Annotated in this window: 18 protein-coding genes and 1 pseudogene; 7 read left to right on the plus strand and 12 right to left on the minus strand. The window is 72.6% G+C overall.

The window, feature by feature from the left end; translation table 11 throughout:
* Position 1: 1 nt before the first annotated feature.
* The gene (locus ACIBD9_RS00160; RefSeq protein ID WP_387174381.1) at positions 2-976 is read right to left on the minus strand and encodes an alpha/beta fold hydrolase; all 975 of its coding nucleotides are present in this window, start codon (positions 974-976) and stop codon (positions 2-4) included.
* Between the two features lie 23 nt (positions 977-999).
* Positions 1,000-2,700 (minus strand): annotated as a pseudogene (locus ACIBD9_RS00165) (hypothetical protein); the annotation flags it as partial.
* A gap of 1,841 nt (positions 2,701-4,541) precedes the next feature.
* Between ACIBD9_RS00165 and ACIBD9_RS00170 the strand changes: the two are divergent.
* Positions 4,542-5,180, plus strand: coding sequence for a TetR/AcrR family transcriptional regulator (locus ACIBD9_RS00170; protein WP_110563158.1), 639 nt, complete (start codon positions 4,542-4,544; stop codon positions 5,178-5,180).
* Between the two features lie 64 nt (positions 5,181-5,244).
* The gene (locus tag ACIBD9_RS00175) at positions 5,245-5,472 is read left to right on the plus strand and encodes a DUF3107 domain-containing protein (RefSeq protein ID WP_179781071.1); all 228 of its coding nucleotides are present in this window, start codon (positions 5,245-5,247) and stop codon (positions 5,470-5,472) included.
* 75 nt (positions 5,473-5,547) lie between these two features.
* Here the strand turns inward: ACIBD9_RS00175 and ACIBD9_RS00180 are convergent, their stop codons facing one another.
* The gene (locus ACIBD9_RS00180) at positions 5,548-6,183 is read right to left on the minus strand and encodes a ferritin-like fold-containing protein (protein ID WP_396713142.1); all 636 of its coding nucleotides are present in this window, start codon (positions 6,181-6,183) and stop codon (positions 5,548-5,550) included.
* Positions 6,184-6,634: 451 nt separating this feature from the next.
* Here ACIBD9_RS00180 and ACIBD9_RS00185 point away from each other — a divergent pair, with 451 nt between their 5' ends.
* Together ACIBD9_RS00185 and ACIBD9_RS00190 are read left to right on the plus strand one after the other, a co-directional pair.
* A complete protein-coding gene (locus ACIBD9_RS00185) occupies positions 6,635-8,323 on the plus strand; it encodes a DEAD/DEAH box helicase (RefSeq protein WP_396713144.1) in 1,689 nt (562 codons plus the stop codon).
* Between the two features lie 88 nt (positions 8,324-8,411).
* Positions 8,412-9,566, plus strand: a complete 1,155-nt coding sequence (locus tag ACIBD9_RS00190; protein ID WP_396713146.1) for a class I SAM-dependent methyltransferase — start codon at positions 8,412-8,414, stop codon at positions 9,564-9,566.
* A gap of 11 nt (positions 9,567-9,577) precedes the next feature.
* On the opposite strand, the gene ACIBD9_RS00195 is transcribed toward ACIBD9_RS00190, so the two are convergent.
* Positions 9,578-10,018 (minus strand): hypothetical protein, encoded by a 441-nt coding sequence (locus ACIBD9_RS00195; protein ID WP_396713148.1) that lies wholly within the window; start codon positions 10,016-10,018, stop codon positions 9,578-9,580.
* A gap of 248 nt (positions 10,019-10,266) precedes the next feature.
* Here ACIBD9_RS00195 and ACIBD9_RS00200 point away from each other — a divergent pair, with 248 nt between their 5' ends.
* Positions 10,267-10,683: a helix-turn-helix domain-containing protein gene (locus tag ACIBD9_RS00200; protein WP_089018891.1), complete on the plus strand. Its 417-nt coding sequence runs from the start codon at positions 10,267-10,269 to the stop codon at positions 10,681-10,683.
* A gap of 55 nt (positions 10,684-10,738) precedes the next feature.
* Here the strand turns inward: ACIBD9_RS00200 and ACIBD9_RS00205 are convergent, their stop codons facing one another.
* On the minus strand, positions 10,739-11,374 hold the full coding sequence (locus ACIBD9_RS00205) for a TetR/AcrR family transcriptional regulator (protein WP_396713150.1): 636 nt from the start codon (positions 11,372-11,374) through the stop codon (positions 10,739-10,741).
* A gap of 144 nt (positions 11,375-11,518) precedes the next feature.
* On the opposite strand from ACIBD9_RS00205, the gene ACIBD9_RS00210 reads away from it, so the two are divergent.
* Together ACIBD9_RS00210 and ACIBD9_RS00215 are read left to right on the plus strand one after the other, a co-directional pair.
* Positions 11,519-12,298, plus strand: a complete 780-nt coding sequence (locus ACIBD9_RS00210; RefSeq protein ID WP_366629745.1) for a glucose 1-dehydrogenase — start codon at positions 11,519-11,521, stop codon at positions 12,296-12,298.
* Positions 12,295-12,765: a nitroreductase/quinone reductase family protein gene (locus tag ACIBD9_RS00215; RefSeq protein WP_396713153.1), complete on the plus strand. Its 471-nt coding sequence runs from the start codon at positions 12,295-12,297 to the stop codon at positions 12,763-12,765. The genes ACIBD9_RS00210 and ACIBD9_RS00215 overlap by 4 nt, the downstream gene beginning before the upstream one ends.
* 111 nt (positions 12,766-12,876) lie before the next feature.
* On the opposite strand, the gene ACIBD9_RS00220 is transcribed toward ACIBD9_RS00215, so the two are convergent.
* The 7 genes from ACIBD9_RS00220 to ACIBD9_RS00250 all read right to left on the minus strand — a co-directional run bounded on the left by ACIBD9_RS00220 (position 12,877) and on the right by ACIBD9_RS00250 (position 20,891).
* On the minus strand, positions 12,877-13,884 hold the full coding sequence (locus ACIBD9_RS00220; RefSeq protein ID WP_396713154.1) for a hypothetical protein: 1,008 nt from the start codon (positions 13,882-13,884) through the stop codon (positions 12,877-12,879).
* Positions 13,885-13,998: 114 nt separating this feature from the next.
* The gene (locus ACIBD9_RS00225) at positions 13,999-16,131 is read right to left on the minus strand and encodes a DEAD/DEAH box helicase (RefSeq protein WP_396713156.1); all 2,133 of its coding nucleotides are present in this window, start codon (positions 16,129-16,131) and stop codon (positions 13,999-14,001) included.
* A gap of 99 nt (positions 16,132-16,230) precedes the next feature.
* Positions 16,231-17,334 (minus strand): branched-chain amino acid ABC transporter permease, encoded by a 1,104-nt coding sequence (locus ACIBD9_RS00230; protein ID WP_396713158.1) that lies wholly within the window; start codon positions 17,332-17,334, stop codon positions 16,231-16,233.
* Positions 17,331-18,221, minus strand: a complete 891-nt coding sequence (locus ACIBD9_RS00235; RefSeq protein WP_203150154.1) for a branched-chain amino acid ABC transporter permease — start codon at positions 18,219-18,221, stop codon at positions 17,331-17,333. The genes ACIBD9_RS00230 and ACIBD9_RS00235 overlap by 4 nt, the downstream gene beginning before the upstream one ends.
* On the minus strand, positions 18,221-18,946 hold the full coding sequence (locus ACIBD9_RS00240) for an ABC transporter ATP-binding protein (protein WP_396713160.1): 726 nt from the start codon (positions 18,944-18,946) through the stop codon (positions 18,221-18,223). The genes ACIBD9_RS00235 and ACIBD9_RS00240 overlap by 1 nt, the downstream gene beginning before the upstream one ends.
* Positions 18,946-19,689, minus strand: coding sequence for an ABC transporter ATP-binding protein (locus tag ACIBD9_RS00245; protein ID WP_238659585.1), 744 nt, complete (start codon positions 19,687-19,689; stop codon positions 18,946-18,948). Before ACIBD9_RS00245 ends, ACIBD9_RS00240 begins: the two co-directional genes overlap by 1 nt.
* Before the next feature lie 2 nt (positions 19,690-19,691).
* Entirely contained in the window at positions 19,692-20,891 is a 1,200-nt protein-coding gene (locus ACIBD9_RS00250) for a substrate-binding domain-containing protein (RefSeq protein ID WP_396713163.1), read from the minus strand.
* Between the last annotated feature and the right edge of the window lie 23 nt (positions 20,892-20,914).

The raw sequence follows: 20,914 nt of genomic DNA on the forward strand, positions 1-20,914 counted from the left end.
GTCAGCCTGCCAGATCAGACCGCCCCGCGGCGTCCTCCGTTTCGGCGAGCAGGCCGACCACCGCGCGGGCAACCAGCCGGGGAACCTCCAACTGCGCCACATGACCCACACCGTCGAGCATCATCAATCGGCTGTCCGGAATGACCCGTGCGGTCTGCGGCGCGACCCGCACGTCGACCAGGCGGTCCTGGCGACCGCCCACCACCAGGGTCGGCGCGCGTACCGCCTCGGCGAGACGCCACAGCGACCCCGGCCCCGGCAGGTACGCCCGCAGGAAGCTGGAGACCAGCCCACGGAACGTCCGGACGTACGCGGCGGCGTAGTGCTCGGCCTCGTACCGCACCCGGATCTCCTCCAGCGCCTCGGCCCGGCGCTGATCGCAGATCCGGCTGAGGTCGGCCACGCACGCCTCCAGCACCTGCTGGGCCATCACCTCGGGCGCGAGCGAGGTGAGTCGTCGGGCGACCAGCCGTTCCCCGCGTGGAATGGCGAGCACCGGCAGCATCCGCCCCTGCAACGAGCGCCGGAAATCCAGGAACGGCAGCGCCGGGGAGATCAGGGTGAGGGTACGGACCAGGTCCGGCCGGAGCCCGGCGACCTGGACCGCGACCGCGCCGCCCAGCGAGTTGCCGAACAGGTGCACCGGCCCCCGACCGGAATGCTCGATCCAGCGGACGACCAGATCCGCGAAGGCCGGGATCGTGTAACGCGGGCCCGGCTCGCTACGGCCGAAGCCGGGCAGGTCGATGGCCTGACCGTCCAGCCGGTCGGCGAGCAGCCCGGCCAGGTCGGTCCAGTTCTGCGACGACCCGCCCAGCCCGTGCACGTACAGCGCCGGCTCCGCCCCAGCGGCGGTGGCCGGGGTGTCCCGCACGTACGTGACCCGGCCGTCGAGGCGGACTTCCCGGCCCGGCCACGGCGGCGGGACACGGTGGTCGGGGAGCAGGTGGTCCGGCCAGAGGGTGGCGCTTCTCATCGTTCCAGTCTGCCCCGGACCACTCAGGACAGCAGCGCCTCCAGCCGACGGTTGACCGCCGCCAGCGTCGCCCGCACCACCGCCTGACGCGGATCACCCGCGACCAGGGCCGACCCGGCGAGCTGCTCGACCCAACCCTCACAGACCAGCAACGCCACCACTGTGGCCACCTCGCAATTGCCGAACGGCACCACCGCCGCGTGTTCGACGAAGCAGCGCCCCCGCTCGGCGTTGTCGGAGCCGCGCAGCAACTCGTCCACCGCGGCGGCCGCGGCCACCGCGCAGAGCCGCAGCACGTAACCGTCCACCGCCGGCCCGGTGGCGTACCCGGAGGCGCTGTCGCCCCCGGCCAGCAGCCGGACCTCCACGTTCGCGTCCAGGCCGAAGGTGCTGACCTGCACGTGGTCGATCACCACGCGAGGTCCCGGCGTGTCGCCGGTCTCCAGCGGCCGGGACGGCGCCGACTCCGTCGTGGTCACCTGACCACCGGAGTACGACGTGCCAAGCGTCGCCGGGCTACCGGTCGCGCCGCTGGTCGGCGCGGCCGAGACCGATCCGGGCTCCTCCACCGTGGCGCGACCCCGGTGCGGAGCGTTCGACCGGCGGCGGCGCGTCGGGTCCGTGCTGGTCCGCTGCTCCGGGCCGGCCGGCGGGGTCTCGACCCGAGCGCCGGGCGGACGGACGACAGTCGGCGACTCGGCCGCCCGAACCTCGCCGGGATCGCGCGAAGCCGCGTTCTTGGTTTCCGGGGTACGCCGCTCGGCGGGTCGGGGCTCGGCCGCGCGACGGCGAACCGGTGGAGGTGGCGTGCTGGGCAGGCCGGGCACGTTCTGCGGGGCCGCCGCCAACCCCATCCGCTCCTGGAGAAGCCGGGCCACCTGCCGGCTCACCTCGGCCGGGTCGGCGCCGTCGGCCAGGTCCAGTCGCAGGCTGTGCGCCCCGGCCGGCGTACGGCGCAGGGCCGCGTCGCGGACACCGGCCACCTCCCGGACGGCGTCCAGGATGGCGTTGACGTCGAACCCCTCGGGGCGCTCCCGCAGTGGGGCTGGCTCGTCGTCCCGACGCAGGTGGGTGGCGATGCGGGCGAGTTCCGGGGTTTCGGCGGGTGGCTCCACGGCTGGCGGCTCCGGCACGACGGGCACGTCCGGTTCCGCGGGGACGCGCTGCGGCAGCACGACCGCGCTCGGGTCCGACTGCGGGCCATCGTCACCCGGCGACGTCGGGTCGGGGGCGGATCGGCGCGCCGCGTAGGAGGAGGCGGACGCCGACGCGGGCTGATCGCGGCGGCCGGAAACCTTCGCGACGGCGGGCGGGACCGCTGCGGCGGCGGGCGGTGCGGCGTCACTCGATGGTGGGTCACTGGCCGGCACGGCCGGTCGGGGCGACTCGACGGGTGACGGACCGGGCTCGGGTGACTCCGGCCGGAGCCGGAACGGTGCGGTCGGCCGGACCTCGGGCCGGGAGCGGCCGGGCGTCTCGCCGACGTCGCCCCCACCGGAGCTGGCCGATCGGCTGGCCGGCCAGGACGGACGCTCGACCGGGGTCGCGGGGATCCGGCCCTCGGACCAGTCCGGCCGCTCGGCCCGGGAACTGCTCGCCGTCGGCGAACCGCCGGTCCAGGTCGGCCGCTCCGCGACCAGCGACGGACCCGCCGGAGCCGGTGGCGCATCGGTCAGCGTGGGCGGTGGCCCGGCGGGAGCCGGAGGCGGGCCGGCGGGTGCCGGAGGTGACGCCTCGACCGCTGCGGGCGGGTCGGCAGCTGACGGGCTGGCGGCCCAGGAGGGTCGCGTCGGCGGCGCGCTGGCCGGTGCCGGATCGGAACCCCCGGCCCAGGACGGCCGCGTCGACGTCGCGCTGGTCGTCGACGGTTCGGACCCGCCAGCCCAGGAGGGTCGTACCGGCGGCACGCTTGTCGCCGCCTCGGACCCGCCGGCCCAGGACGGCCGCGCCGGCGGCACGCTGGTCGGCGTCGGATCCGACCCCCCAGCCCAGGAGGGACGCGCGGGCGACGCGCTGGTGGGGTCGGGAGCGGCCCCGCCAGCCCAGGACGGATGGTCGGCCCGGGACCCGCCGGTCGGCGTGGCACCCCCGGCCCAGGACGGCCGGTCAGCCGGTGGACCACTGGTCGGCGTGGCACCCCCAGCCCAGGACGGACGGTCAGCGGGCGGACCACTGGTCGGCGACGCACCCCCAGCCCAGGACGGCCGGTCAGCCGGTGGACCACTGGTCGGCGACGCACCCCCAGCCCAGGACGGCCGGTCAGCCGGTGGTGCGCTGGTCGGTTCGGCGGGGCGCTCCGGCGTGGAATCGGATCCACCCCGGCCAGCTTCGTACGCACGAGGCGGATCGGCGCGCACCGGCTCGTACGGGCGGGGCACCTCGGCGCGCACCGGCTCGTACGGCTGGTTGGGCTCGGCGACCCAGCCCGGCGCCGACTCGTCCCGTGCTGCCGGGCCAACCGGCTCGTCGTCCGGACGGGACCAGGGTGGGGCCCACCCGCCACCCCAACTCGGACGGTTCCAGCTCGGCCCCGACCAGTCGGGCTCGATGGCCGACGACTCGCCGGCCCGGTGCGTGTCGCCGGGCAGGTGCGGGTCTCCGGCTCGGTGTGTCTCTGCCGGCCGGGCGCCCTCGGCGGCTCGACCGGGCTCGCCCTCGTCGGCGGGCCCGGCCGGGCCCGGGGTGCGTCCCGCGGTCGCCGCGTGCTCCGGTGCGAGCGGGTCCCGCCAGTCGCGTGGCGCGGTCGGATTCTCGTCGGCGGCCGGTCGCTCGCCGGTCGGCGCGTGGAAACCGGGCGGCACCTCGAAACCCGACGCCGCGGTGCCGACGGGCGGCACCTGGACGGCCGGTGGGGCCGAGGTCGGCAACCCGGGCTCGGCCCAGCGGGCACGGTGCGCGGCGGCCGGATCGACGGTGGAGTGCGGGGCGGGGCCCGGGTCGGGCTCGACGGCACCCTGCTCCGCCGGAGGTGCGGGACGTTGGGCGGGCACCACGAGCCGGTCGCCGGCCGCCCCGGGTCGACCCTCGGCGGGCAGCCCGGGCGGCGCGCTCACCGGGGTGGGGCGTCCCGCCGGCGGTTCGAGACCGGGGTGATGGACGCCGTTGACGTCGTCCGGGTGGTGCACGCCGTTGACGTGGTGGCCGTTGCTGCGGGCCGGCGACTCCGGGTCGCCCGACCGCCCGACCAGCGGCGATGGCAGGTCGCCGTGCCGTGTCGAGGACGTCCGCCAGCCCGACGCCGGGTCCGGCTGCCAGCGCGGCGCCTCGTCCCGGGCGTCCTCGCGGTCGGCGGCTCGGGGCCACCCACCCGCCGTAGGCGCCCACCCGCTGACGGAACGGCTCGGGTCGTCGTGCTGACCCGCTCCGTCACCGTGCTCTCCCGGGGTGGCGGCTCCGGGTTGCCCTGTTTCACTCACCGCGCGCTCCTTGGTCGCCCCCGCTGAGGCTACCGTGTGCCGAGAGTGGCGATAAGTTACAGCGGCGGGCCATTTCCACGACCGAGGTCACGGGCCTCGCCCGGTCTGGGGGGAAAATGCCGGCTCGTACGGAGAACTCGGAGGATCCCATGACCGCTGCGGGGAACGGTGCACAGACCGCCGGCCGGCCCACCCGCCTGCCCCGCTCCGCGCGCCGTAAGCAGCTTCTCGCTGCGGCGCAGGAGGTGTTCGTCGCGCAGGGCTACCACGCCGCCGCGATGGACGACATCGCCGAGCGGGCCGGGGTCTCGAAGCCGGTGCTCTACCAACACTTTCCCGGAAAGATGGATCTCTACCTGGCGCTGCTCGACACGCACTGTGACGCCATCGTCGCTCAGGTGCAAGACGCAATGCGCGGCACCAGCGACAACAAGGAGCGGGTCGGCGCCTCGGTGCGGGCGTACTTCGACTTCGTCGACCACGAGAGCGAGGCGTTCCGGCTCGTCTTCGAGTCGGATCTGCGCAACGACCCGGCGGTGCGGCAGCGGGTGGAGCGGGTCGAGCAGGGCTGCATCGCGGCGATCACCGACACCATCATCTCCGACACCGGGGTGAGCCGGGCGCACGCCGAGTTGCTCGCCTCCGGGCTGGTCGGCGCGGCGGAGACGGCCGCGCAGTTCTGGCTGGCCGGTGGCCGGCAGGTGCCGAAGGCCGAGGCCGAGGCGTTGGTGGCCGCGCTGTCGTGGCGGGGCATCGCGAGCTTCCCGCTGCAAGGTGAGTCAGCCTGACCGTCGACCCCGTGATCGGATAGCCTTCGCAGGGCGGTTCTTTCGCCCCAGTTGAGGAGGCACAGTGGAGGTCAAGATCGGCGTGCAGTACGCGCCGCGCGAGCTGGTAGTGGACAGCGCGCAGTCGCCGGCCGAGATCGAGCAGATCGTGACCGACGCCTTCGCCGGCAACGGCGGCACGCTCTCCCTGACCGACGAGAAGGGCCGGCGGGTGATCGTTCCGGTCGAGAAGGTCGCCTACGTGGAGATCGCCGAGGCGTCGCCCCGGGCGGTCGGGTTCACCGTCCGCTGACCGGTCCGGCCATCGCGGCAGGTCGGCGCTTGGCCACCTGCCGCAGGCCGGCACCGGCCCGACCCGGCCGGGCGGTCAGTTGTTCAGCCCGGCGGCGGCCATCCGCGCGGTGTGCGCGGTGGTGAGCCTGCCGAACAGCCCAGGCACGTCGACCCGGCCGTCCTGCGCGATCAGCGCGGTGAGGGTGCCCCGCTCGGCGGCGACGCGGCCGGCCTGGGACAACGCCTCTCCGACCAGCCGCCGGGCCCACATCGAGAGCCGACCAGCCACCCGGGGGTCGTCGGCGACGGCCAGCCGGATCTCCGCCGCGGCGAAGTCCGCGTACCGGGAGTCGTGCAGGACGTCCAGCACCAACCCCCGGTCCGGTTCCTCCAGCGCATCGGCGATCTCGCGAACGAAGTCGTCGGTGATCGCGTCGCCGACGTACGCCTTGGTGACCACTTCCGCCCAGTCCCGTGGCTCGGTCGAGTCGTGGTACGCCTGCACCGGCTCGACATAGGGCGCCATCGCATTTTCTGGCGGCACGCCCAGCGCGGTGAGCCGGTCGGCGAGGCGCCGGTAGTTGACGATCTCGGCCGCGGCCATCTCGTTCAACGCGGCTCGGCGGCGCAGGTCGGGGGCGAGCCGGGCGTCGCCGGCCATCCGCTCGAAGGCGAGCAGCTCACCGAAGGCGACGAGACCCAAAAGGTCAGCGACGGCGAAAGCAGACACGAGCGGCAGGCTACCCCGTACCGCTCTGCGCGGGCGTCCCGCCACCTCCGTGTCGATCATGGAGTACTGGTGCCCGCCTTGACATAATTTGCGAACTTTGTACCCCACCACAACTCCATGATCGACGCCGACGGGCGCGAGGCCTGCGCGAGGACGGGCGCGAGGCCTGCGCGGCGCCGGGGGCGGCGCGAGGTGGGCAGCCTTTGTGGCGTGAGTCACATTTGCTTGCCCCGCGTGGCGAGGGGCCGACTGGGAATGGGGACGGGGGCGTGCCTGTTCAGGTAACATGGAGCAGTTGCCGTGGGCGCCGATCTGATCGAAGCTCAGCCCGCGGCGCGCGTGCGGCCCGGTCCGGCTCGGCAATCTGCCGCCGACCGTGTGGCCCGCGTCATACCGAACGCGCCCTGAGGACATGACGGGCGCACCCACGAGAGGGCACCCCCACATCCACATGAGCGACCTGACTCAAGATTTGCTGGACGGCCAGGAACTGGCCCCCATCGCCCCGGTTCGACCGGAGGCCCCCACGTTCGCCGCACTCGGCGCCCGCGCCGAGACCGTCGAGGCCCTGGCCTCGGCTGGCATCACCCGCGCCTTCGCCATCCAGGAGTACGCGATCCCGATCGCGCTGCGCGGCGTCGACCTGATCGGCCAGGCGCCCACCGGCACCGGCAAGACCCTCGGCTTCGGCGTCCCACTGCTCGACCGGGTCTTCGCCCCGGGCGAGGGCAGCGACGGCGTCCCCCAGGCGCTGGTCGTCGTCCCCACCCGTGAGCTGGGCATCCAGGTCGCCAAGGATCTGGCCGCGGCCGGCCGGACGCGCGGCGTCCGGGTGCTGCCGATCTATGGTGGCGTGGCGTACGAGCCGCAGATCGACGCGCTGCGCAAGGGCGTCGAGATCCTGGTCGGCACTCCCGGCCGACTGATGGACCTGCAGAAGCAGAAGCACCTCCGACTGGACCGGGTGCACGCACTCGTCCTCGACGAGGCCGACCGGATGCTCGACCTGGGCTTCCTCGACGACGTCGAGAAGATCCTGGCGATGCTTCCGGAAGACCGGCAGACGATGCTCTTCTCGGCCACCATGCCGGACCCGATCGTCACCCTGTCGCGGCGCTTCCTGCGCCAACCGATGACGATCCACGCCGGGCACACCGCCGAAACCGGCCCGTCGCCGCAGACCCAGCAACTGGTCTACCGCACCCACTCGATGAACAAGGTCGAGGTGGTGGCGCGCATCCTCCAGGCGGAGGGGCGTGGGCTGACCATGATCTTCACGCGTACCAAGCGGGCCGCCGACCGGGTCGCCGAGGACCTCGACTTCCGCGGGTTCGCGGTCGCCGCGGTGCACGGTGACCTCGGCCAGGGCGCCCGCGAGCGGGCTCTGCGGGCCTTCCGGGCCGGCAAGATCGACATCCTGGTCGCCACCGACGTGGCGGCCCGTGGGCTGGACGTCACCGGCGTCACCCACGTGATCAACTACGACTGCCCGGAAGACCAGGACACCTACACCCACCGGATCGGTCGTACCGGCCGGGCCGGCGCGACGGGTGTCGCGGTGACCTTCGTCGACTGGGACGACATGCCGCGCTGGCGGATCATCGACAAGACCCTCGGTCTGGAGATGCCGGAGCCGCCGGAGACGTACCACACGTCGCCGCACCTCTACACCGACCTGCACATCTCCACCGAGGTCAGCGGCACGCTGCCGACGGCCGAGCGCACCCGGGCCGGGCTGTCCGCCGAGATCGAAGAGGATCTGGGTGGGACGACCCGCTCCCGCCGGGGCGACAGCGGTGGTCGGGGCCCCCGACGCGGTGAGAGCCGTGGCGAGGGCCGCGGCGAGCGCCGTGGTCGGGGCGATGGCCGCCGCGACCGCTCCGACGCCGGCACCCCGGCCGTCGCCGAGGCGCCCGTGGCCGACGTCGACGACGAAGGCACCCGTACCCCCCGCCGCCGGCGTCGCCGCCGGTCCGGCGAGGTGGTCGCGGGCGAGGCGACCGCGGTGATCTCCGCCGACGCCAGCCCCGCCGAGCCGGCCACCGCGTCCGACGGCGAGGCGTCCAAGCCGCGCCGCCGCCGGCGCCGCCGTGGTGGCGGTTCCGGCGCGGGTACGCCGGCCGAGGCGACCGCGGACTGACCACCAGCCACACCTGACATCCCCCGCACCGCCTCGCGCGGTGCGGGGGATGTTCCCTTCTCCCACCCCACCTGCTGAAAATGGAACGATGCCGCAACCACTGGACGCCGCCCTGACCGAGGTTCGGGCGCTGCTGCTCGACCCCGCGCTGACCCGGGCGGTCGCCGCCGGACGCCGCCGCGGGCGCCGCCCCACCGTTGAGCGGGCCGAGCTGCGGCCGGTGAGGCTCAAGGCCGGGCCCCGGATGCAGATCACCACGTCCGACGGCGCTCGCCCGTACACCCGCAACCTCGCCTCCGGTCCCGAGGCCGCTGCGGCGATCGACGAACTGCTCGCCGAGCCGTTCGGCAACTGGCACGTCGAGACGGCCGACGCGACGCTCCAACTGCGGGTGACCAAGTCCGGTGAGGCGCAGGTGCACCGGGCCGTGACGTCCCGCCCGGCGGCGACCCCCACCGGAAACGACCGGACGAAGGAATACCTGCTCGACCCGGGTGACCCGATCTTCGCCGAGATCGGCGGTTCGGCGGCCAAGCGCCGCCAGGTGGACGCGTTCCTGCGGGCCCTGGCCGCGACCCTGCCCGACGACCTGACCGGTCCGCTACGGGTGGTCGACCTGGGCTGCGGCAACGCCTACCTGACGTTCGCCGCGTACCGCTACCTCATGAGCCGAGGGCTCGAGGTCCAGCTGATCGGCGTGGACGTCCGCGAGGACCAGCGGCGGCGCAACACCGAGCTGGCGCAGCGGCTGGGCTGGGCCGATCAGGTCGGCTTCGTGGCCGGAACGATCGCCGACGCCGTCGTCGACCCCGCCCCCGACCTGGTGCTGGCGTTGCACGCCTGCGACACCGCCACCGACGAGGCGCTGGCCCGCGCGGTGCGCTGGGAGGCCCGCTGGGTGCTCGCCGCGCCGTGCTGCCACCACGATCTGGCGAAGCAGCTCCGCGCCCACCCCGCCCCGGCCCCGTACGAGCTGCTGACCCGGCAGGGCATCCTGCGCGAACGCTTCGCCGACGTGCTCACCGACGCCCTGCGCGCCGGGCTGCTGCGCGTACACGGGTATCGGGCCGAGGTGGTGGAGTTCGTGGACTCGCAGCACACCCCGCGTAACCTGCTGATCCGCGCACGTCGTACCGGCGCCGGGGCGACCGAGCCGCAGCGCGCGGAGTACCGCGAGCTGGTGGACCAGTGGCAGGTCACCCCCCGGCTGGAGACGCTGCTGGCCGCCGGAGAGACGCCCTAGCTCCTGGGTGGCTAGCGTCGGCGGTCCCGGCCGCCGTTGCGCTCGCCGGCACCACGGTCGAGGACCGACACCCGGTCGGCGGCGGGTCGCTGGGCGGCCCACTCACCGTCGCCCGGGGCGGTCGGGAATGGCACGACCTTGCCCCCGCTCTCGGCGTTGCCGGCTGCCGCGAAGGCGTTCCAGGAGATGTCCACCAGCAGCTTCTTCACCTCGGCGTGCCGGATGGCGGCGTTGTGTTGCAACGCCATTCGGGCACCGAGCAGGACCGCGACCAGCGTGGTGGTGATGGTGCCGGTGGCGGCCAGCACCTGGAGACCGGTCGCCGAGTCGGTGCGGAGTACCAGGACCAGCAACCAGATCCAGAACCCGGCCGCGAAGACGCCGGCCTTGGCGACGAAGAAGAGGCTCACCGCACCGGGCTGGTACGGCTGGGGGCGGCTCGATTCGGCCATGGTGCTCCTCGGCGGTGGTCCGGTCGGACGCGGCAGGCGATGGACGCCATGTCGGGACGGGCACCGAGCTTAATCGAAGAACGATGATGATCGCTTGATGCAATTTTCGTTCTGCACACACGGTTCCAGAGAAAAGTCTCGTCCACGGGACAGTTTGTGCGGTCAGTCAATTGTTTCCGGCTCCGGGCGTACTACCCTCGGAAGGCGCATCGTCCCGGTGCTCCGGCAGGAGGGGAAGACACACAGGGATGGGATCAGCCGACGTATCACCGCAGATGGCCTTCGCCCGCTTCGTCCGGCGCGCCATCGATGACGCTCGCGACGAACGTGGCTGGACCGTGACCGATCTTGCCTCGCACACGGGCGTGGGACGTTCCACCGTGTTCCGCTGGCTGGCCGGTGACTGGCAGGATTATCCCGAGTTGGCCAAGGTGCGCGGCTTCTGCTCCGCACTGGATCTGCCGGTCGCCGCCGCGTTCCGCGCGCTCGGGCTGCCCGACGCCGGCCCCGCGCCCCGCCGCCGCCACGACGACGGCCCGGTCGAGGCCGACGTCCGGGCCATCCTGGACCGGCTGGCCGACCCCACGGTCCCCGCCGAGGAGAAGCACCACATCCGCGACCTGCTCCGCTACCTGGCCCGCCGCCCCATCCGCCGAGCAGGCTAGGGCGTGTCCTGCCGATCTGGTAGCGGTTCATCGTTGACGAAAGGCGCCGGGAACGTCATTCGCCTGATGCGCCGCTCGCGCCGTACCGTGCGGCGATGGTCTTGACGGCCTCGTCGACCACCTGCGCGATGCGTACTGCGCTCACCTCCCAGTCCGGCACGAGGAGTTTCGGCCAGAAGACGTAGTTGGAGATCATGCCCAGGAACTGGGTGGCTGCGACGTCCACGTCCTCAATCCGCACCGTTCCCGCCTCGTGCTCGGCCAGGAGGTAGCCGCGTACCGACTCGAAGTAGGGCATCTTCCCGTGCGAGAACTGCGCGTGGGCCAGTTCGGGGAACCGTGGCAGCTCGGCGATGACGATCCGGAACAGGTCGGTCATCTGGGGTCGGCTCAACAGCTCGGCGTAACGGTGACCGATGGCGCCGAGTCCGTCGACGACGTTTCCTGCCGGCGGAGGTTCCCCCTCGTCAGCGGTTGACCAGGACTCGGTGACGATGGCGTCGAACAGGGCAGCTTTGCTCGGGAACTGCTTGAACAAGGTGGCCCGCGAAACGCCCGAGCGCTCCGCTATCCGCGCCAGCGACGTCCGGTCGTAGCCCAACTCGAGGAACAGTGCGGTCGCGGCCGCCACGATCAGCGCGCGCTTCTCCTGGGCGACGCGCTGGTGGTACGTCGTCACGACACTGCTCATGGATCGAGCATACGAGGTGAGTGGCTTGACTCGCCATTGCCGCCGGCGTAGCGTCGGGGCAATGGTGAGTCGCTCAGCTCACCACCGGCCGGCGTGCATCGCCGATGATCCCGGTCGGACCCCCCCGTGCCGAAGGAACATCTGATGAACCGCTTCGACAACCAGACCGTGCTCGTGACCGGTGGGACCGGCGGCCAGGGCTCGAGCCACGTACGCGCCTTTCACGCGGAGGGAGCGAACGTGGTGATCGGCGACATCGACGCCGAGCGCGGCGCCGCTCTCGCCGACGAACTCGGGCCCCGCGCTCGCTTTACCCGCCTCGACGTCACCGACGAGAGCTCGTGGTCCGCCGCCGTGCTAGCCGCCGAAAGCGCTTTCGGTGCCCTGAACGTGCTTGTCAACAATGCGGGTGTCCAGAACCCGCCGGCGCCGATCGAGAACACGGAGCAGGCCACGTGGTGGCGCATCCTCGACATCAACCTCACGGGGACCTTCCTCGGCATCAAGGTCGCCACCCCGGCTCTGCGTCGCGCGGCGGGAGGGGCCATCGTCAACATCGCCTCGACCATGGGCCTGGGTGGCACGGCTCACTACGCGCCCTACGTCGCCAGCAAGTGGGCCGTGCGAGGACTCACCCAAACGGCAGCGCTCGAGCTCGGCCGCGACCACATCCGTGTGAACACCATCCACCCTGGCGTGATCGCGACGTCCTTCATCCATGAACCAGCGGCTGGCGCCACCGCAGCAATCGCCGACTTCTACTCACCTGAGCCGTTCGCCATCCCCCGCCTCGGCGAGCCGACCGACGTCACCCGTCTTCTCCTCTTCCTCACGTCCTCGGACGCGTCGTTCATCACCGGTTCGGAGTACGTCATCGACGGTGGGCTCCTCCTCGGCCCCGCTCTCCAGAAAGAGACCGCATGAGCACTCCAGACACGACCGCATCGAACGACTCCGACGCGTCTCTGTCCCATCTGCCCGATCCGATCCGGCGAGCCATCGAGATCACACCCGCCGCGGGCACCGGGGAACGGATCATCGACATCACGACGCTGGGGCGCCGCAGCGGCCGGCCACGCCGCATCGAGATCTTCTTCTACCGAGCCGCAGGCGCGGCCTACCTGTGTAGCGGCGCCGGCGGAGCCGCGACCGACTGGCACGCGAACCTTCTCTCCAATCCCAACTTCACCTTCCATCTCAAGAACGGGATCGCCGCAGATCTGCCCGCACGGGCCACGCCGGTCACCGACCCAGCCGAGCGTCAGGCCGTGCTGGCGGAAATCGTCGCGGATCTCAATCAGCCCCACGACCCCGGAACCATCCGGCCGACACGGCTCGAAGATTGGGCCGAAAGCCGGCTGATGCGCATCAGCTTCCGCCAGCGGCCGTAATCGGGGGGTCCCTCGACTCACATCCCGCCGTTGACGCCTCCCGGGCACGCCAAGGGACAGGCCCGAGAGGCGATGACTTCATGATCACCGGGCCGAGGTGAGGGCCGAGGCCTAGGGGACGGTCAGGGTGAACTCGGCGGTTCGGATTTCGGCGCTCACCTGGAAGTCGAGGTAGAGGCGGTAGCGGCCCGGGCCGGGAGTCGTCAACCAGAACTTGATCTGACCGTCCACGAGCTCGGTCTCCGGGTGCACGTGCAGGTAGCCGAGGTCGCCCTCGCGCAACGCCACCAGGTGCCCGTACGCCCCGAGGTACCGCTCCAGCGGAGCTGCGCCGCCAACGCCGTCCACCCGGAAGGTCAGCGGCACGGTCGTCCCGGCCTGCGGAGTGCCCTGGTAGCCGACGGTGAAGCCCTCGACGGTCGTCGAGGTGGCCGGCCCCGGCAGTGGACGAGGCTGGTAGTCGCCGGGCGCCACCAGGTCCGTGCCGAGGGTCACCGCGGTCTGCGCGCCGTTGTCGGCGACGACTGTGAAATCGGCGTACGCGCGCCAGAGGCCGGGCTGCGCGAGGGTCAACGGCACCGACCAGGTGCCGTCGGCCGCCATGGTCGGGTGGAGGTGCTGGTAACCGGTCAGGTCCCGTCGGACGACGATGAGGTGCATCGGCTTGTCGTGCACGATGGCGAACCGGGTGATCGGCCGGCGCTGCGCGTCGCGCACCTGGAAGCGGAGCTGACCGGGGCGGCCCGCCGCGAACTCGGTGGCCAGGGGTGCCAAGGTGAACCCGGCCGAGCTGACCGCCAGACCGCCCGGCTCGGTGGTCGCGCCCTGATCGGTGGTGGTGGCGGAGCCGTGGTTGTGCGGCCCGACGCCCGGCGGGTCGGTGTGCTCGGCTGCCAACGACGGGCTGCCGGTGGCGGCACCTGTGGTGTTCAACCGGCCGAGGCCGAAGCCGAGCAGCACCGCCAGCACCAGCCCGCCGACCACCAGCGCCAGCCGGAGCGTGCTCCGGTCCGGCCCGGCGGAGACCTGGTCAGACCCGCCCAGCCCCGGTCCGGCCTCACCGCCAGAGGCGAGGTCCGTGCCGGCGGACGCGCGGCGGACGGGCTGCTGGTCGGTCATGCCGCCCACGGTACCGCCGCCTCCGGCCGGGTCAGGCCGACGCCCGGACAGCGTGGCGACGGTCGCACTCGACGCCGCCCGGGAACTTTCCCACCCGACCGCGAGGGCAGCGGGTCAGCCGGCAACGGCGAGGGCGAGCGGGAGCACGTCGGTCGCGCCGGCCCGGCGCAGGGCCCGGGCCACCAGCGTCATCGTCCAGCCCGAGTCGATCAGGTCGTCGACGAGCAGCACCGGGCCGTCCAGCCCGGCCAGCGCGTCGGCCAGGTCGGTCGGCACGGTGAAGGCGTCGTGCAGCGCGCGTACCCGTTGGGCGCTGTTGCCGCGCGGCCCGGCTGGCCCGCCGGGGCCGGCCGCGGTGACCTCGCCGAGCAGCGGCAGCCGGCCCACGGTGGCGATCCGCTCGGCGAGCGAACCGAGCAGCCGGGGCCGGCGCCGGGAACCGACCGCGACCACCCCCACCGGCCGGCGGGGCCACGGGTCGTCGCCGTGCGCCCACGCCTTCAGCACCTCCACCACCGCGCCGGCGACGTCGTCGGGCACCGGCGCGTCCGGCGCCTCCGGGCCGACGAGATCGCGCAACCGCCCGCCCCAGCCCAGGTCGGAGAGGCGCCCGACGGCACGGCCCGGCAGCGCCTGGTCCGCGGGGGCGATCCGGCCCTTGAGGGGTACGCCCACCGCGTCGAGCCCGGTCGGCCACAGCTTCTTCGGCGCGATCTCCACGCCGGGTCGGCCCAGGAAGGCCTGCGCGGCGGCGAGCGCGGCCGTCGACACGTCCGCGGCGAAGAGGGGGTCGGCGCACCTGTCGCACCGGCCGCAGTCGACCGCCCCGGTGTCGTCCAGGCGTTCCCGTAGGTACCGCATCCGGCAGTCGGACGTGGTCGCGTACTCCCGCATGGCCTGTTGCTCGACGGTGCGCGCCTCGGCGACGCGGCGCAACCGGGCCTCGTCGTAGACCCACGGCTCGCCGGTGGCGAGCCAACCACCGCGCACCCGGCGGACCGCGCCGTCCACGTCGAGCACCTTGAGCATCAGCTCCAACCGGGCCCGGCGAAGGTCGACGAGGGGTTCGAGGGCCTGGGTGGAGAGCGGGCGGTCGGTGTGCAGGGCGGCCAGCACGGCCCGGACCTGCTGCTCCGGTGGGAACGCCAGCGAGGCGAAGTACCGCCAGATCGCGGCGTCCTCGACGCCGGGCAGCAGCAGCACCTCGGCGTGCTCGACGGCGCGGCCGGCGCGGCCGACCTGCTGGTAGTACGCGATCGGCGAGGGTGGCGCGCCGAGGTGGACGACGAAGCCCAGGTCGGGCTTGTCGAAGCCCATACCGAGGGCGCTGGTGGCGATCAACGCCTTGATCTTGTTGTCGAGCAGGTCCTGTTCGGCGGCCCGCCGGTCGGCGTCGTCGGACTGCCCGCTGTAGGAGGCGACCGGGTAGCCCCGGGAGCGCAGGAACTCGGCCGTCTCCCCCGCCGCCGCCACGGTCAGCGTGTAGACGATGCCCGAGCCGGGCAGCTGGTCCAGGTGGTCGGCGAGCCAGGCCAGCCGGTGCGCAGGGCTGGGCAGGTCGAGCACCCCGAGGCGCAGCGACTCGCGGTCCAGGGTGCCGCGCAGGATGAGGGCGTCGCCCAGCTGCTCGGCGACGTCCTGGGTGACCCGGGCGTTGGCGGTGGCGGTCGTCGCCAGCACGGGGGTGCGCTCGGGCAGCTCGGCGAGGAACGTCCGCAGCCGCCGGTAGTCCGGCCGGAAGTCGTGCCCCCAGTCGGAGACGCAGTGCGCCTCGTCGACCACCAGCAGGCCGGTGGTCGCGGCCAACTTCGGCAGGACGCCGTCGCGGAAGTCCGGGTTGTTGAGCCGTTCCGGGCTGATCAGCAGCACGTCCACCGCGCCGGTCTGGATCTCGGCGGTGATCTCGTCCCACTCGTCGAGGTTCGCCGAGTTGATCGTGCGGGCCCGGATGCCGGCCCGGGCGGCCGCCTCGACCTGGTTACGCATCAACGCCAGCAGCGGCGAGACGATGACGGTCGGCCCGGCCTGGTGGCCCTGCTCGCGGTCCCGGAGCAGGGCGGTGGCCACGAAGTAGACCGCCGACTTGCCCCAACCCGTCCGCTGGACGCAGAGCACCCGTCGCCGGTCGACGACCAGTGCCTCGATGGCGCGCCACTGATCCTCGCGCAGCCGGGCGTGGTCACCGGCCAGCCGGCGCAGCACCGCCTCGGCCCGCTCCCGTACCCCTGCCCGCTCTGCTGTCTCCACCCGGCATTTCTACCAGCGCCGTCCGTCAAGCCCTTGTTGATCAAGAGGTTTGCGTCATCATTCGGCCGGATTCCGACGCAAACCTCTTGATCAACGGTGTTATCGGCGGGGGCGGAGGGAACGGGTCAGGTGGGAGAGGCGGGGGGCCAGGCTGGTCAGGCCTCCGGGGAAGAAGTAGACGGCCAGGATGAAGACCGTGCCCAGCACGAACAGCGGCTGGCTCAGCGGACGGCTGAGGACTGCCGGCAGGTTGTCCACGGCGTCGCTCGTGCCGAAGGCGGTGAGCCGATGGTCCAGGTACATGTAGAGGACGCCGCCGAGCACCGGACCCCACCGGGTGCCCGGCCCGCCGAGCACCACCATGACCAGCAGCGACAGGGTCAGCTCGGAGGACGTGATGTGCGGCGACGCGCCGCCGACGATCAGGACGTAGACCACCCCGCCCGCCGACGCCAAGCCGCCGGCCAGGGTGAACGCCACCAGCTTGTAGCGGTACGGGTCCAGCCCGAGCACGCCGATCCGCCGCTCGTCGTCGCGCAGCCCGGCGAGCACCCGACCGGTCGGTGACCCGCTCACCCGGTGCACCACGAAGACCACCAGGGTCAGGTACGCCAGCGCCAACCAGTACAGGTTGACCGTGTTGGTCACCCCCACCAGCCCGGCGGGCAGCCCGGACACGTCCAGCGGCAGGCCCTCCTCGCCGCCGGTCAGCCCGCCAAAGTCCCGGGCCACCAGGATCGCGCCCACCTGGGCGAAGGCCAACGTGACCATGGCGAACGCGATGCCCACCGTCCGCAGGGCCACCGCGCCGAGCAGCGCCGCGAGGATGGTGCCGCCGGTGATGGTCAGCAGCGCCGCCTGCCACAGCGGCAGACCGGCCCGGGTGACCAGGATGTCGGTGCCGTAGACACCGGCGGCGAAGTACAGCGCGTGCCCGAAGGAGAGCATCCCGGTCCGGCCGAAGAGCAGGTCGTACCCGGCCGCCAACCCGCCGAAGATCAGGCAGATGGCGAGCAGTTGCAGGGTGCCGGGTGAGTTGACCGGCCCCTCGAAGATCCCCGGCAGGGAGATCGTCGAGTACGGCAGGATCGCCAGCACGACCAGCGCGACCAGCGGCAGGAACGGGCGGACCCGGTGCCACCGCCCCCGCTGCGGGGTCAGTTCGTCGGGCACCTGCGCGGGAGGAGCGTCGATCACCGTCATGCCGTTGCCACCTTTCCGGCGATGCCCTGCGGGCGCAGCAGCAGCACCACGGCCAGCAGTCCGACCACGCAGATGTCGCCCAGCCCGGACGTGCCGTAGTAGTTGACGAACTGCTGCACCAACCCGACCACGACCGCCGCGTACGCGGAGCCGACCACCGAGCCCATCCCGCCGATCACCACCACGATGAACGCGAAGATCAGCAGCGAGCCGCCCTGCCCGGGCGAGACGGTGCCGAAGTAGACCCCGCCGAGCGCGCCGGCGAGCGCGGCGGCCGCCCCACCGATCGCGAAGACCAGGGTGAACGCCTTGCGGACGTCGATGCCCAGCGCGGTCACCATCTCCCGGTTCTCCACCCCGGCCCGGATCACCAGGCCGTACCGGGTCCAGCGCAGGAACGCCAGGATCGCGCCGAGCACCAGCACCGCCGCGATGATCAGCAGCAGGCCACCGTTGGGCACCTGCGCGCCGAGGATCCCGGTCACCTGCCGGGTCCAGTCCGGACGCGGGAACGGCCGGGCGTCCGCACCCCAGGTGGCCTGGAGCAATGCCACCCCGGCCAGGGACAGCCCGACGGTGACCAGCACCTGCTCGATGGTGCGGGAGTACAGCGGGCGGATCAGCACCAGCTCGACCAGGATCGCGACGAGCGTGCCGGCGGCCACCCCGAATGCGACCGCGAGCACGAAACCGAACCCGTCCGGCCCGGCGCCCGGCAGGTTGCCCGCCGCCCACCAGGTGCCGTACGCGCCCACACCGAGGAACAGCCCGTGCGCGAAGTTGAGCACGTCGGCCAGGCCGAAGACCAGGGACAGACCTGAGGCGACCAGGAAGTACAGCGCCGCCAGGCCGAGCCCGGTCAGCGCCAACAGGATCACGGTGCCCATCAGTGATTCACCTCCGCCGAGCCCACACCCAGCAGCGACTTCGTCAACGCGGTCTCCAGCAGCAACTCGTGGGCGTCGCCGGTCCAGGCCACCTTGCCGGCGGCCAGCACGACCGCGTCACGGGCCAGCCGGCGTACGACGGCCAGGTTCTGCTCGACGAGCAGCACCGGCACCGACTCCGCGACCCGTTCCAACACCTCGGCCACCTCGGTGACCACCTTCGGCGCCAACCCCTTGGTCGGCTCGTCCACGAGCAGCAGCCGGTTGTCGTTGAGCAGCACCCGACCGATGGCCAGCATCTGCTGCTGCCCACCGGAGAGCGAACCGGCCCGTTGCCGTCCGCGCCGGTCCAGCTCCGGAAAGAGCGCGAAGACCTTGTCGTACGCCGGGCTGGTGCCGCGCCGCTCGGCGAGCCGCAGGTTCTCGGCGACGGTGAGCCCGGCGAACACGCAGCGGTCCTCGGGCACGTAGCCGAGACCGCCACGGACCAGCCGGTGCGTCGGCCGGGCCAGCAGACTCTGCGCGCCCATCCGGATGGTGCCACGGACCTCCCCGGCGGGCGGGGTGAGGCCGACGATCGCGCGCAGCGTGGTGGTCTTGCCGACGCCGTTGCGACCGAGCAGGACGGTCACGCCGGTCGGGGCGACCGTGAAGGACACCCCCTGGAGGATGTGCAGCCCGGAGATCCGGACCGACAGCTCCTCCACACTGAGGATCGGTTCCATCAGAGCGACTCCCCCAGGTAGGCCTCTTGCACCGTGGGGTTGGCCATCACCGTCTCCGGGGTGTCGCAGGCCAGCAGCGCGCCGTGGTGCATGACGGCGATGCGGTCGGCCAGTTCGAGGATGACGTCCATGTGGTGTTCGACCATCAGCACCGCCCTGCCGCTGTCGCCGGTCAGCGACTTGATGACGGCGACCAGCTCCGGTACGTCCTCCGCGCTGACCCCGGCCATCGGCTCGTCCAGCAGCATCACCCGCGGTTCACCGGCGAGCAGCAGGGCGATCTCCAGCTTGCGCTTCTCGCCGTGAGCCAGGGTGCCGGCGAGGGCCGTACCCCGGTGGGCGAGGCCGACCCGGTCGAGCGCCGCGTCGGCGGCGGCGGCGACCTCCCGGTCGGCCGCCGCCCGCCGCCACAGTGCCATCGAGCCCCCGCGGTGCGCCTGCACGGCGAGCCGGACGTTCTCCCGCACGCTCAGCGAGCCGAAGACCGAGGACGCCTGGAAGGTACGGCCCAGACCCAGGCGGGCCCGCCGGTGCGGCGGAAGCTCTCCAATGTCCTGCCCGTCCAGGGTGATCCGGCCCTCCGTGGCCCGGCGCAGGCCGGTGATCAGGTTGAACAGTGAGGTCTTACCGGCGCCGTTCGGCCCGATGACGCCCAGGAACTCCCCGGGCGCCAGGTCGAGGTAGACGCTGTCGACAATGGCGACCTCACCGATCCGCCAGGTCAGACCGCGGGTGGCGAGCATGGTCAGCCCTTCATGGCCACGGCCGGCGGCGCGGTCTCGTCACCGGTGAGGCTCTTCTGCGCCGTCGCGGTGAACGCGGTGCCGCTGCCGGTCAGCTTGGCCTGGAACATCGGCTGGAGCAGCGCGTGGTCGGCGGCCCGGATGGTCATCTTGCCCTTGACCCCGTCGAAGCTCCAGCCCTCCAGGGCGGTGACCATCTTGTCGACGTCGTCCCCGCCCTCCTGTGCGGCACGGACCACCATCTGCGCGGCGGCGAAGCCGTCCGGGTGGAACAGGTCGATGGTGTTGACCTTGGCCTTCAACGCCTTGCTGGCCTCGGTGTCGCTGGCACCGTCGAAGTAGTGCGACAGGAAGGAGATCTTCGCGCCGGCAGCACCGAAGGTCGGCCACGAGGCGCGGATGTCCAGGCCGGTGACGACAGTGGTGGACGAGAGGACGCCCTGCTGGTCGAGGGTCTGCCACATGGCCGGTGCGGTCGTGCCCGCCCACGCCACGAAGAGCAGGTCCGGCTTGGCGGCCTTGATCTGGCTGGCGAACGGGGTGAACTCGGTGGCGCTGGCCGGGGCCCGGACACTGCTCACGGTCGCGCCCGCGGTGCCGATGACGGCCTTGACGGCCGCCTCGTTGGCGTCGCCGAACGCGCCGTCCTGGGCGAAGACCACGACCTTCTTGCCGGTCGGGTCTCCGATGAACGACTTGGCGGTCACCACATCCTGGTAGGACTGCCGGCCGGAGCGGAAGGTGTACTTGTTCGCGCCGGTCACCGCGTCCGTGGCGGCCGGGCCGGAGATGAACAGGACCTTGTTCTGTGCCGCGATCGGCGCGACCTGGAGCGCCACACCGGAGGCGGTGGAGCCGGCGATGATCTTCGTGCCCTTGCCGATCAGGTCCTTCGCCGCAGAGACCGCCTTTGCCGGGTCGCCCGCGTCGTCGACCTCGGTCAGCTCGATCTTCCGGTCACCGACCTTGCCGGTGCCCTTGGTGGCGAAGTCCAGCCCCGCCTTGAACCCCTCGCTGTACTGCTTTCCGTAGCTGGCCAGGGCTCCCGACTGGGAGTACACCAGGCCAACCTTGACCGGCGCGGCGCTGTCGCCGCCGCCGGTGGCGGTGTCCTGCGGGCTGCCACAGGCCGTGGCGGCCAACGCCGCGGCCATCATCGTGGCGGCGGAGAGGAACGCCCGCCGCGTCGTCCGGACCGTCATTGCGACTCCACATGAGGACTCAG

The sequence above is a fragment of the Micromonospora sp. NPDC050784 genome (assembly GCF_044456765.1).
Taxonomy (GTDB): Bacteria; Actinomycetota; Actinomycetes; order Mycobacteriales; family Micromonosporaceae; genus Micromonospora; species Micromonospora foliorum.